The sequence below is a fragment of the Synechococcus sp. HK05 genome (assembly GCF_019104765.1).
In the GTDB taxonomy this organism is placed as follows: Bacteria; Cyanobacteriota; Cyanobacteriia; order PCC-6307; family Cyanobiaceae; genus Vulcanococcus.
This window is the reverse complement of sequence record NZ_JAHRXJ010000002.1, coordinates 37475-49001: the sequence shown is the minus strand read 5'-3', so window position 1 is coordinate 49001 and position 11527 is coordinate 37475. Positions and strand designations below refer to the sequence as shown.

The 11527-nt window shown below is 61.4% G+C and carries 13 protein-coding genes; 3 read left to right on the top strand and 10 right to left on the bottom strand.

Annotated features, from left to right (window positions below):
* Window positions 1-9: 9 nt before the first annotated feature.
* The 3 genes from KUL97_RS01415 to KUL97_RS01405 all read right to left on the bottom strand — a co-directional run bounded on the left by KUL97_RS01415 (window position 10) and on the right by KUL97_RS01405 (window position 3697).
* Window positions 10-933: a hypothetical protein gene (locus tag KUL97_RS01415; RefSeq protein WP_217795088.1), complete on the bottom strand. Its 924-nt coding sequence runs from the start codon at window positions 931-933 to the stop codon at window positions 10-12.
* 533 nt (window positions 934-1466) lie between these two features.
* Window positions 1467-2900 (bottom strand): undecaprenyl-phosphate glucose phosphotransferase, encoded by a 1434-nt coding sequence (locus KUL97_RS01410; protein ID WP_217795086.1) that lies wholly within the window; start codon window positions 2898-2900, stop codon window positions 1467-1469.
* Window positions 2901-2977: 77 nt separating this feature from the next.
* Entirely contained in the window at window positions 2978-3697 is a 720-nt protein-coding gene (locus KUL97_RS01405; RefSeq protein WP_217795084.1) for a YdcF family protein, read from the bottom strand.
* 67 nt (window positions 3698-3764) lie between these two features.
* On the opposite strand from KUL97_RS01405, the gene KUL97_RS13665 reads away from it, so the two are divergent.
* The 3 genes from KUL97_RS13665 to KUL97_RS01395 are packed head-to-tail and all read left to right on the top strand — an operon-like array spanning window position 3765 to window position 4782.
* Complete coding sequence (locus tag KUL97_RS13665; protein ID WP_254896071.1) at window positions 3765-4013, top strand: hypothetical protein; 249 nt, start codon at window positions 3765-3767, stop codon at window positions 4011-4013.
* A gap of 8 nt (window positions 4014-4021) precedes the next feature.
* Window positions 4022-4321 carry a PIN domain-containing protein gene (locus tag KUL97_RS01400; protein ID WP_368656054.1) on the top strand — a complete coding sequence of 100 codons (300 nt, stop codon included), beginning with the start codon at window positions 4022-4024 and terminating at the stop codon, window positions 4319-4321.
* Complete coding sequence (locus KUL97_RS01395; RefSeq protein ID WP_217795082.1) at window positions 4318-4782, top strand: NUDIX hydrolase; 465 nt, start codon at window positions 4318-4320, stop codon at window positions 4780-4782. The genes KUL97_RS01400 and KUL97_RS01395 overlap by 4 nt, the downstream gene beginning before the upstream one ends.
* On the opposite strand, the gene KUL97_RS01390 is transcribed toward KUL97_RS01395, so the two are convergent.
* From KUL97_RS01390 to KUL97_RS01360, 7 genes are all read right to left on the bottom strand, one after another.
* Window positions 4736-5998 (bottom strand): WcaI family glycosyltransferase, encoded by a 1263-nt coding sequence (locus tag KUL97_RS01390; RefSeq protein ID WP_217795080.1) that lies wholly within the window; start codon window positions 5996-5998, stop codon window positions 4736-4738. The genes KUL97_RS01395 and KUL97_RS01390 overlap by 47 nt on opposite strands.
* Before the next feature lie 327 nt (window positions 5999-6325).
* Window positions 6326-6574 (bottom strand): hypothetical protein, encoded by a 249-nt coding sequence (locus tag KUL97_RS01385; protein ID WP_217795077.1) that lies wholly within the window; start codon window positions 6572-6574, stop codon window positions 6326-6328.
* A 725-nt stretch (window positions 6575-7299) separates the two neighbouring features.
* Entirely contained in the window at window positions 7300-8145 is an 846-nt protein-coding gene (locus KUL97_RS01380) for a glycosyltransferase family 2 protein (protein ID WP_217795075.1), read from the bottom strand.
* Window positions 8146-8156: 11 nt separating this feature from the next.
* Window positions 8157-8942, bottom strand: a complete 786-nt coding sequence (locus tag KUL97_RS01375; protein ID WP_217795073.1) for an FkbM family methyltransferase — start codon at window positions 8940-8942, stop codon at window positions 8157-8159.
* A gap of 11 nt (window positions 8943-8953) precedes the next feature.
* Window positions 8954-9613 (bottom strand): methyltransferase domain-containing protein, encoded by a 660-nt coding sequence (locus tag KUL97_RS01370; protein ID WP_217795071.1) that lies wholly within the window; start codon window positions 9611-9613, stop codon window positions 8954-8956.
* A gap of 204 nt (window positions 9614-9817) precedes the next feature.
* Entirely contained in the window at window positions 9818-10387 is a 570-nt protein-coding gene (locus KUL97_RS01365; RefSeq protein WP_217795069.1) for a DapH/DapD/GlmU-related protein, read from the bottom strand.
* Window positions 10388-10401: 14 nt separating this feature from the next.
* Window positions 10402-11520: a glycosyltransferase family 4 protein gene (locus KUL97_RS01360; protein WP_217795067.1), complete on the bottom strand. Its 1119-nt coding sequence runs from the start codon at window positions 11518-11520 to the stop codon at window positions 10402-10404.
* Between the last annotated feature and the right edge of the window lie 7 nt (window positions 11521-11527).

The window sequence follows — 11527 nt, the reverse complement described above, 5'->3', positions numbered from 1 at the left end:
TCCTGGGCTTCAAAACTTCACTTCAACCGAGGCTTGAACACTGAGCCTGGCGCGCTGTGTGAGCACAGACGAAGGCAGTGCAAAGCGTCCCTCTGCACCTGGCATTGGCACTTTGCAACCGGCATATTCACAGTTCTGCACGAGGCTCTGAACCATGGGTGTGATCACAAAACCCCATTGGGGCACGGGCCGCCAGCTCATGCCGAGATTCAGATTTCGGCCTGTCCACTCCGTGATCAAATTCACACCTTTGTACACCTCAAGACCGAGGGATCCGATCGGATTGATCGTGCCGTAGTTGCTTCCGGATTGAATGGCACGGTTGAAGGCGTCTTGACTGCAGGGCTTTTTCGGCGTGAAGCCATAGGTGGCGCATCCGGCGGAGCGCAGTGCTGCTGTTTGAGCCTGCACGATCTGCTCAATCGGGCGGTAGTCACCATTGCCGATCCCTGCCGTTAGGTAGAGACTGGAGAACCAGGGCGAGCGCTCATCGTTGATACGGATGCGCTGGGTAGCGACGGCATAAAAGCTCAGAGGATCATAAAACGCGCTGTTGCTATCCCAACGAATCAGGTTATCGATGCCTGTACGGATCGATGTATCGGGGCCAAAGGCCTTCGCCAGATGCACTCCAGTCTGATTACCGGTGAACACACTAGAAGTCTCTAACCGACCAGACCTAACCGCACCGACCAAGTTTTCAGAGCTGTTGTTGAGTACAACAGAAAAGGCTTTGATCGGATCGCCGAAACCAATCACTTGTTGCAGCTGGCCGCTACCCAAGGTTTGAATCGAGCTTTGCCACGCCGAGTAGGTGGTGAAACCAGGGCATTCGCCTTTGCCAGTCTGGCAGTCGAGGGCACGGCCATAGAGGCTTAGCATCACACCTTTGGGGCCAAAGCCCACAGGTACAAGACTGGAGATCTGCGGCAACCAATCACCATCGCGCCAAAGAGCGCGGAAGTTGGCATATGTAGGCCCGCTGGGCTTGATGATCCGCTGGGGGTTGCGTTGCTGAGCCGCGAGCTCGAGCTGCTGTTGCTCGCGCTCCCGCAGCTCCTGCTGAAGCTGTTGCTCATTGAGGGTGCGCCAGTTGAGGCCACTCGCGGTCGCCAGCGCAGCGTCATCAACGCCTCGAGGCTGCGCGAGGTCTTTAGAGCTGGACGCTTTGGGTACAACCCGCCAGGGCAGCCCAGCTGGAGCAGCGGAACGACCCAGGCCGCCGGGAGCCGGAGCAGGCTCCTTTGTCTCTGTGATGCGCCATTGCAAGGCCTGCCCGGGGACAGGGACTAGCGCCAAGAGCAATGGAGCGAGGTGCAGGGCAGTCGCACACCGACGAAGCACGTTGCCCACACCAACATTGGCTATTTGATCAAGCTTGGAAGTCTTAGGCCGCACAGCTTGGGGGTTATTCCAGGGTTGCATCGCCGTATTCGATTCCGAGCGGCGAGCTGGTATTTCGCTCCTCAATACGCATTCACCGACCTCAGGTGCAGCACGGTTTTGATCAGGATCTTGAGGTCAGTGGTGAGGCTCCAGTCGCGCTGGTATTCGAGGTCGGCAGCGATGCGGTTGGCCATGGCTTCGAGGGTGGCGGTTTCGCCGCGGAAGCCGCGGATCTGGGCCAGGCCGGTCATGCCCGGTTTCGCCAGGTGGCGCTGCATGTAGCCGGGGATGAGCTGGCGGTATTGCTCGTTGTGATCCACGGCATGGGGGCGCGGGCCCACGATGCTCATGTCGCCTTTGAGCACGTTGAGCAACTGAGGCAATTCATCGAGGCTCCAGCGGCGCATCACCGCACCGAGCGGCGTAATGCGTGGGTCGTTGCGGGTGGCCTGGCGTAGGCCCTGTTGATCACCGGCCTCCACCACGCGCATGCTGCGGAACTTGTAAATGGAGAAGCGGCGACCATCAAGGCCGTAGCGATCTTGTTTGAACAACACTGGGCCGGGGCTGGTGAGGCGGATCGCAAGGGCCAATCCGACCAGCACAGGAGTGAGCAGCGTGAGCGCGAAACCAGCGACAGCCAGATCAAACAGGCGCTTGAGCACCGCGTCCAATGCCGACTGGTTAGGGCGCCAGAGATCAATGCAGGGTTGATCGGCTACTTGTTCCACTTCAAACCGCATGCCCGGCATCACCCAGGCCGGCGCGTAGGTGACCGGAATGCAGGTATCGCCAAGAAAGCGGAGGAGATCCTGCATGGACAGCTGATCGGTGCTCACGTGGCTGAACACGATTTGATCAACGCTGTGGTGTTCAAGCCAACGGCGTAGATGGGGCAAGCTGCCGCCCCAGGGGGGCATCTGCGCTGGCAGTGTGCGGCCGTTGGGTGGCAATGGGCTGAACCAGGCCGCCAGCTTCAGGCCCAAATAGGGCGCTTTGCGCAATCGCTCATGGAAGGCCACAGCAGCATCGGGCGTGCCCCAATAGAGCAGGGCACGGCTGTTGCCACCGCGGATGCGCCACCAACGCAGCAGCTTGCGGCCGCCCACATGCAGCGTGAACAGGCCCGCCCAGCCGAGCAGGGCCCAGCTCACCACCGCAATCCGTGAAAATTGAGCGGAGAGCTTGGTGGCAAACGCCAGAGCCAGCAACACCGCAAGAAGCAACAGCCAGCTGACGCTGAGCCGCCGCGTCAGGGTGAACAGCGATTGCTGCCGGTAGCTCTGATACAGCTTCCCCTGGGGCAGGATCAGCGCCGGTAGCACCGCCACGATCGCCAGGATCAACAGCGCCTGCGCGAGCGGCAGTGCGCGCACCTGGCTGAGCACCAGGCCATCGAACAGCAAGGTGACGTAGAGGGGGTCGACGAAGCGCTGCAGGCGGTTGAGGTCGTTGCCATAGAGGCGCAACCAACCGCCCCAGCGGCGCCGGCCGGGGGTGTGTGGATGGGGCATCACAACAAAACCGCCGTTGCACTCACGCGATGGCGAGCGCAGCGGCGGCGGCTGGGTGGAATGAGACGACGCAGCGCCTACAGGCGACGCTGCAAGGCGTACAACAGGGTTCCTGCGGTTTCACGCAGGGCGAGGCGGTTGCGCTGGCCTGGGCTGAGGGAGGGCTCAACCGCTAACGGCTGCACGTGCAAGCCCTGGCGGCGGAAGGCCGCGGTGGCACGCGGCAGCTGCCATGGATCGGTGAGCAACAGCACCGGAGAACGGGGATGGTGGCGGTGCAACCAAGCCGCGGTGCGGGTGGCGTTCTCCCAGGTGGTGCGGGCGCAGGAGTCACCGCTGATCTGCTGGGCTGGGACCCCCTGGCGCTCCAGGGCTTGAGCGGTGCTGATGGCATCGCCGCTCACATACACCGCTGCAACAGAACCCTGCGATGCGATGGAAGCGGCGACGGCGGTGGTGGCTGCCGCCACCTGAGGCCCGCGGCCCACCAACACCACCACGGCGGGCACGGAATCCCGCGGCGCCGGATCGGAGAAGGGCGGCAACTGCCGATCGAGCCAAGCACTCAGCCAAGCGGTGCCCATCGGGCTGTAAAGCAACGCGGCCAAAACCATCAGCGCCACCACAGCGGCGATGCGCGCCTGGGTGGGCAGCGGCCCGCTCAAACACCAGCTGAGCCCTCCCAGCAAAGGCAGCACCAGCCAGGGTTGATAGAGCAGCTGCAACAACGGCTCTCGCAGCTCCAGCCAGAGCAGCGGATCTGGCGGGCAATAGCTCCAGGCGATCGCCAGGGGCATCGTCACAGGCGGGGCAGCAGGCAGAACAATCGAATCAGCCAGGTCATCGAGACAGGAGCAAGCCTGGATGAGAGAAATCTGGACCTTGCAAGCCGCCAAGCAGCGCTGCAGTGCGGTGGAGGCTGCAAGCGATGACGAACGCCTGAAGCAACTGGAAACGCTGCATCAGCCGAGCCGCACGGAGCTGCTTTTGGCTATCCCTCATGACGATGCATCCTTTGAAACCCCTGAATTGGAAGCACGGGCTTACAAGCTGCGCAAAGGGCAACGCGATCCAGTGGTTGTGGTTTGGTTAGAACAACACGCAAAACACTGAACCTGAGTGTGATCAGCGTGAAGGAAAGCGAACGTGGGAGTCGCGTCAAGCGTCGCCGTAATCCGGCTTTTGCACAGCGGCTCGAGCAAGGACCCGATGAACTGCTGCGGCTGTATGCGGATCGCATCCTGCCAATCAACACCACGATTGCGCGGCACTGGGGGCAACTCTCTGCCGAACTCGGCCGCCCCGGCGCCGATCTGATGCTTGGGAGTACGGCCGTGAAGTACGGCATGCAGGTTGCAACGCGCAAGGATCGCCATGTCCTGCCGACAGGTGTGGCCTTGGTGAATCCGGTCTCCACATGAAGCGCTGGATCCTGCGGTTGCGGCTCTACCGGCTGGCGGCTTGGCTCTATGAGACCTATCGCCTGATCGCGAAGCCACGCACCCACGGCGCACTGGTGGCGATGTGGCATCAAGAGCAGCTGCTGTTGGTGGTGGCCAGTTACCGGCGCGAGCTGTCGTTACCTGGTGGCTGGATCAGCAGGGGCGAAACGGCACGGAGGGCCGCACAGCGTGAACTCGCAGAAGAGCTGGGTTTGCAGGTGGAGGAAAGGCAGCTGGGTGAGCCCTGGGCGTTCACAGAACGCTCCGCCCGCGGGGTGAACACGGTGACAATCTTTTCTGTGGAGCTGGCAGAACGGCCAACACTGCAGGTGGATGGGCTGGAAATCCTGCGCTGCCTATGGCTGAGGCGAGCTGAAGCGCTGGAACGCCCGATCACCGGCCACCTGCGCGCCTATCTGCTTGGCCAACCAGAGCCGTGAGCTGCTGCTCAAAGCGACCGAGAACGGCATCCTTGCCGAAGTTCTTTTCCACCAGCAGGCGTGCAAGACGGCCCGCATCGGCGCGGCGCTGGGGCGAAGCGATCAGGTCCCGCAGTGCTGCTGCAAAAGCGCTGGCATCACCGGGAGGCACACAGGCTCCGGCCTGGTCGGCTAGCGCTGCAAGTTCCGATCCCGGAGGGGAACTGGCCACCACAGGCCGGCCACTAGCGAGGATGCCGAGCAGCTTGGAGGGAAGCACCAGATCGGCAGCTTCTGCCTTCTGGGGAAGAAGGTGAAGATCGGCGGCATTCAGCCAATCATTGAGGCGTTCGATCGGTTGGAGGGGGAGATGGCGCACCTGGGGTAGGCCCTGGGTGGCTGCCACAAGCTCAGCTTTGGTGGGGCCTTCTCCGGCCAGCAGCCACACCAGCTGGGGCAGATCCGCGAGCTGGTGAATCACCTCCACGAGCAGATCGAGGCCCTGCTTTTTGTTCATCGAGCCTGAATACATCAGCACCAGCTGATCCGGCCCGATCCCGAGCTCACGCCGGTATGTGTTTTCGAAGCGGGCTGTGCCCAGCTGAGGCTGGATCACCTCCAGATCCACCCAGTTCGGAAAGAGCAGGCTGAGAGCAGGGTCGACGCCCTTGGCCTCAAGCCGCTGCACCATGGCGGCGCTGATACTGCTCACGCGCTCAAAGCCGCGCAAGGTGCGGCGTTCCCAGGCTTCAGCCAGCGAGCGCAAGAGCCGACCCTTGAGCAGGCCAAGCTCGAAAGCGGCATCGAGTTCAAAATCCTGGATATGCAGCCAGGTGATGGTGCGGCGCCCGCAAAGGTGCCCGAGCAGCAGTGCACCGGGCGCACAGAAAAAGGCTGGCGCCACGGTGATCACCACATCGGGGCGCCAGGCGCACTGAGCGAGGAGCGGCCCAAGACTGGAGAGCGCGAAGCTGGCGAGATGCAGCAGGCGGGTGAGGCCACTGGGCCGGCGCGGCACCCAAAGGGGACAACGTCGCACACGCACGCCTTCGCGCTGCTTGAGGGTGTAGCCGTTGCGATGGGGGGCTGATACCCGCCAGCCGGGGAAGTAGGGCGGCGCCGTGATCACCCGCAGCTGATGGCCACGAGCCGCCAGCCAGGGGCAAAGTTCACCGCTATATTTGCCGATACCAACGGGTTCAGGCGCGTAATTGAGGCCGTAGAGCAGAATTTTCATAGGAACAGAAACACCCCCACCAACTCGCGATCAGCAAAGCCACTCCTGATCCCTCTCGGCGTCAAGGATCCAAGAGATCGGGCGGGCAATCAACGCGTTTTTGCGCACTAAGGTATTACGAGCAGGTCGATTCAGACGAGCTGATGGATTGGATGCTTCCTGCGAAGCCTCGAGGCGTTGATCTGCCTCTCGACGGCGGGATCATGTCGCCAGTTGAGCGTCTGCAACCACAAGCGCCATCGAGGCAACGATGAACCACACACCCCATTGCTGCTGGAGCCGAAAGCTAATGCCTGCTGAGACTGTTCTGAATTAAGTACTGACCGCTCAGAACCCTGCCACCGGCCTGAGCGCCAACGCCTGCTCGATCGCCTGGGCCAGGCAGGCCTGACCGGCTGCGGTGTAAGGATGGATACCGTCTGTGTAGAGGGTGCTGATCGGCCCGCAACGGCGAAAGATGGGGCCGGCCTGGACGGCGGGAACAGCTTCCGATTGCAGCAGCTCAGCGATCCAGCGGTTGCCGGGCTGGAGCGTGCCGGTGGCGGCTTCTTCGCGATCCGCGAATTGCACGGCCACCACACGGGCACCACTGGCGCGAGCGCTCTGGATCAGGGCACGTAGATCCGCGAGGCCGCGTTGAACCCGTGGATCGTCTGAACTGGTAGGCGAAGCTACGGGTGAACGCGAATCAGCCGGTGGCGGCGAGGGCAACCAGACTTGCAGTCTTGGCAGAAAATACCGGCTAAATCCTTCCCACAATGCCGATGGAGGCGGGTGCAGAGGATGGTTCCGATCTCCACGGAAGGATTCAGAACTAGGATTATCCGCAGCGTCGTGGGAGCTGATCACCAGCACCACCGTATTGGCATCGAGGAAGCCAAAATGCTGAGACCAACCGAGCCAGTTACCCGGCCCCCAGCTGGGGGCTGCCACATTCCCAACCTCACGAATACCGGGGCGATGGAGTAGATCGGTGGCTATCAACCCTTGATCCAGGACTGAACCACCCCACACCACGCTGTCACCAAACACGAGCACGCGGCGCCCACCCAAGGGCAGTTGAGGCGATAGGTTCGTTGAACGCATTGACTGGCCATTGACCATGATGCGATTGCCAAAGCGGCGAAGACTCTGATTTGGTTTGAGGCGATATTCTGTGAATGGATCAGCTACATAAAGCGGTGGTGTGCCGAGGCCAAATCGGTGCCTTGCGAACAACTCGCCCATGAGAAGCAGGCAGACCAGGCCAGACAGGGAGATCACCAGGCATCTGGATTGTCTTCTTGGAATGCGGGGGGCGATCAGCGAGCAGTAGTGAGGGCTTGCTGCTGCTCCAGCTCGCGCAGGCGGCAGGCGATCTGGGTGAAGTAGCCAGCCTTGAGCAAGCAGAAGGCGAAGCCGGTGCCGCCGTCACGCCAGCCGCCCATCAGGAAGAAACTGCCGAGAAAGAAGGCCAGGCCGCCCCAGGGGGAGGTGATTAGCCGGTACTTGAGGCGCTGGTGGGGTTTCCAGCTGGCGCTTGCGTGGGGCTGGTGACGATGGCCGAACAGGCGCTGGGCTTCCCATGCGGCGTACTCGTTGTGCTTGCGCATGTAGGAGTCGATGCCGCGCAGGTCGCGGTGGTCGATGCGGGAGCGGATCAGACCCACCGAACCGCTCACGAGCGGGTATTCGTGCACCTCCATGTCGCACTGCGACCAGTGATCCTCTTCGATGCACTCGTATTCTACCTCGCCCACGCGGAAGAGGGCGAGCTTGCGCAGGGGATAGCCACCGCGCAGGCGGCGACCGAGGAAGTAGTTGGTGTAGCTGAGCAGAAAGCCCTGGTAGCTGCTGCCCGGCAGGGTGGCGGCAATCTCCCGCTTCGCCGCCGGGGTGAGAATCTCATCGGCATCGAGAAACAACACCCACTCCGTACTGGGGGTGTGATTGCGAAGGAACCAGTTGCGTTTCTTTGGGAAGTGGCCGTCCCAGCGGAACTCAATCACCTCGGCGTCATGGCGACAGGCTACCTCAGCAGTTCCATCGGTGCTGACCGAATCAATCACCACCACGCGCTGAGAGAAATCAGAGCCAACGGCCTGCAGACAGACGGCCAGGTTACGCTCTTCGTTGCGCGCGGGGATGGCGATGGTGAGATCAAGCATGATAGCACTATTCAACTTGCTGGCATATAGCTTGGAGGCATGAGCAGGTAATTGCCATTCTCTTCAAGAGATTGGATGTCATATCCCAGAGTCCGCATCACCTCGAGCTTGGAGGGCTCGAAACACTCCACGATGATCACCGGTAGCGTTTGGCGGATCAGATCCATGGCGCCGGCCAGCACAGAGGCCTCGGCGCCTACCACATCAATCTTGATCAGCACACGCTTGCCATAGCAGAAATCGGCGAAGAGATCCAAAGGCAGGGTAGGCACAGCAATCGATTCACCCATGCCGTAGGCGGCATGGAGCGAGTGCGCATTCAGGCGATGATTTTCAAGGCTGCCAGTGGCGCCGCTGGCCAGATCGGGATAGAAAGTGGCAACGCCAGCCGATGTAGAGGCAGCAAAGGGCACCAGGAATACGTGTTCGAGGCGGTTGGCACGCAGTGTGCGCATCAACAGACGGCAATTGGCGGGATCCGGTTCAAACATGAAAATATCATTCACGCGATGCTCCTTTGCCAACCAGGAATAGGAACCGATATTGGCCCCCACATCGATGAACACATCAACACAGCCCCCCCACCCTAAGCACGAGGAGAAGGCTTGTTGGGTTGCCCTTTCCTTGCCTTGATGGGGAAGGATGAGGCTTAGGTCTCGCAACAATTTCAGATAGACCTTAAAGCCATTCATCCTGATCGCTACATCAGGGTCAACCAAATCCTGAACTTTCCGATACCAGGCCCATTGTCTGAGGCGCCAAAGGGGATGAAACCGTTTTCGGATCTGGTTAAACATGGGATCGAGCGTCAGTGTGGCTGCAAGGGTTTCCACAAACAAACAGACAACTTGCCGAACTGATCAATAAACCACTGCTTGCTCGGTGGAGCGGCGTGATGGCTCACATCCAGGAGGGAAAAGCTGAGGTTGTGGCGATGGGCGAACAACTGCACGTCATGCGCCGAAACCCAGTGAATGGCATCGGCATCACGAACGAAGGGGCGATCCAGGCAGGCAGGTGCGGTGTCGATCACGAAAGCGGGTTTGCGACGCAGCCTGGTGAACCAGCGGATGAGCAGCAACCGGAGGCCCAGGAGAAGCCGCGAAACGGGCGGGAGATTGACGCACGAGGGGCTTAGGTAGAAGGGCAGGTCGTAGCGGGGGGCGAAGAGCAGCAAGGCACCGCCCGGCTTGAGCAAGGAGATGCAGGTGTGCAGCAAGGCTTCAGGCCGTGCCACATGCTCGAAGCAGTGGGTGCTGAAGATCAGATCGAAACTGCCCGGATGCAGCACGCCTCTTACCAGAGGGGCGATCAGCACCTGGTCGGCCACCTGCTGGAGATAGGCCTCATTGGTGGCGGTCACGTCCTGGCAGGTGATGTTCACCAGAGAGGTGGCATCGGAGCCGAGTTGCTGGCGCAGCCAAGTGGGAAAGCCTGAACGACCACACCCGAATTCCAGAATGGCCACGGGCTCCCCCCCCCCCCCGCGATGCGACGGCGTACCTCGTTCAGCAGATGCCGCCACTCCAAAGCGTGATGCGATGGAGCGTGAAAGGCTGGGTAGTCGGGAACGGCGGCGTAGTAGGCCTGCATCCGCTCTTCGAGCTGGCTCAGTTGCGGGGCCGGGATACGCCGAAAGGGTGCAAGGCGGGGCATGGCGCAGGGTGATGAATTAGAGATCGGCCGGCTGTACCGGCTCAGGCAAAGCCCGAGCGAGCGGCCGAGCCGGATTACCAACTACGGTTGTGGTGGCCGACACGTTGCGGGCCACCACGGCACAGGCGCCTACGATTGCCCCCTCTCCCACGTTCACACCGGGCAATACGAAGGCCCGGGCGCCGATAAAAGCGTCGGCGCCGATATGGATCGGGGCGGTCTGTAGGGGCCTATGGGTAACACTGAAATCGTGGGTTCCTGTGCACAAATAAGCCTCCTGAGCCACACAGGCTGCCGGACCGATCTCTACAGCGCCGAGGCAATAGGCATGGGCGCGAGCACCAAGGCAAGCTTTGTGATGGAGAGTAAGATTCCAGGGATGATCGATGCGGGCACGCTGGTGCACGAACGGCCGGCCATGCAGCGTGGCCCCAAAGCAACGCAGGATGAACAGGCGCCAGGGATTGAACGGTTTAGGCGTCCAGCGGCACAGCAAAGACCAGCTGTAATCCCAAATCAACAAGCGCAGGCGGTAGGTTCGGCTCCAAGGGCTGGCGTAACGGCTGACCTGGACATGGGTATGCATCAAAGAGGCTGTTGCTAGATCAACATCTGAAAACACTCGATGAACTGGCGAGCGATCGTGGCCGGGTGGTGGCTATTTCGTACGTCCAAGGCCGCTTCCGCCATTGCAGCTCGGCGATCGGGGTTGTGGGCAAGGTTGATGATCTCCTGCGCGAGTTGGGAGGCAGGATCGAGGGAACGATGATTGAATGCCAGGCCGTTCAATCCAGAGGTGATGAAATCGCGGAAGCAGGCAAGGTCGCTCACAATCGGCACCGCTCCGCAGGCCATCGCCTCAAGAGGTGCCAGGCCAAAGGTTTCACCACGCTCCGCCAACGACGGGTAAGCAAACAGCGCTGCCTGCTGGTAAAGCCGCAGCAGCTCCTGCTCGCCATAGACTGGACCTATCCACTGGATCGGTAGGCCCACCGCTTTTGAGCCGGCCAGCAGACCCTCCAACCAGCTCAATCCGCCACCACCAGCTGCCGTATCGGCAGGCCCTACCAGCCGCAGCGTCCAGCCGCTGAGGCCCCGCTCGCAGGCGAGGCGGAAGGCCTCAAGCAACAGAGCGATGCCCTTCTCTGGATGGAGACGGCCGCAATAGAGGATCACCGGCTCCCGACCAGCCGCAGACAGCTGTGGCGGCTGGAAAGGTAAGGGATTCGGGATGGTGCACACCAAGCCAGACAGGTGGGGAGCTTCCTGTGCAATCGCCTGGGCCACGGCGCTGCTGTTGGCCCGCAGGCAGGCAGCGCGGCGGTAAAACCGCATCTGTCCCTTGGGCATGCGTGCCACATCCACCACAATCTGCCCGAACCTTTGCTGGCGCCGTGCGGCCAGGATCGGCAGCCAGAAGGAATTGGTGATCAGGATGTCGGCCGGTGGCAGCACCCGCAGTGCCCGCAGCGAATAAAGCAGATCCAGCAGTTTGAGGTGCAGACCATTGGCCGGTGTGTGGTAACCCTTCACCCGCAAATGATGCACACCTTCAATCAGCTCCTCCTGCGGCAGCCCCGGAAACCGGCGCGACACATGGCACACCCTGTGCCCCTTCTTGCTGAACTGCTTGCCCAGTTCAAACCACATCTTCTCCACGGCGCCGCCGCGGAGTGGGGGTACAGGCAAAAAGGCACCCTGGAGGATCGTGATGCGCAAGAGATGG

What these genes read in the sequence shown, in the direction of transcription:
- KUL97_RS01395 (WP_217795082.1), top strand. Translation starts at nt 4,318, where the DNA reads ATGAAGCGCTGGATCCTGCGGTTGCGGCTCTACCGGCTGGCGGCTTGG.
- KUL97_RS01380 (WP_217795075.1), bottom strand. Translation starts at nt 8,145, where the DNA reads ATGCTTGATCTCACCATCGCCATCCCCGCGCGCAACGAAGAGCGTAAC.
- KUL97_RS01405 (WP_217795084.1), bottom strand. Translation starts at nt 3,697, where the DNA reads ATGCCCCTGGCGATCGCCTGGAGCTATTGCCCGCCAGATCCGCTGCTC.
- KUL97_RS01375 (WP_217795073.1), bottom strand. Translation starts at nt 8,942, where the DNA reads ATGTTTAACCAGATCCGAAAACGGTTTCATCCCCTTTGGCGCCTCAGA.
- KUL97_RS13665 (WP_254896071.1), top strand. Translation starts at nt 3,765, where the DNA reads ATGAGAGAAATCTGGACCTTGCAAGCCGCCAAGCAGCGCTGCAGTGCG.
- KUL97_RS01390 (WP_217795080.1), bottom strand. Translation starts at nt 5,998, where the DNA reads ATGAAAATTCTGCTCTACGGCCTCAATTACGCGCCTGAACCCGTTGGT.
- KUL97_RS01410 (WP_217795086.1), bottom strand. Translation starts at nt 2,900, where the DNA reads ATGCCCCATCCACACACCCCCGGCCGGCGCCGCTGGGGCGGTTGGTTG.
- KUL97_RS01365 (WP_217795069.1), bottom strand. Translation starts at nt 10,387, where the DNA reads ATGCATACCCATGTCCAGGTCAGCCGTTACGCCAGCCCTTGGAGCCGA.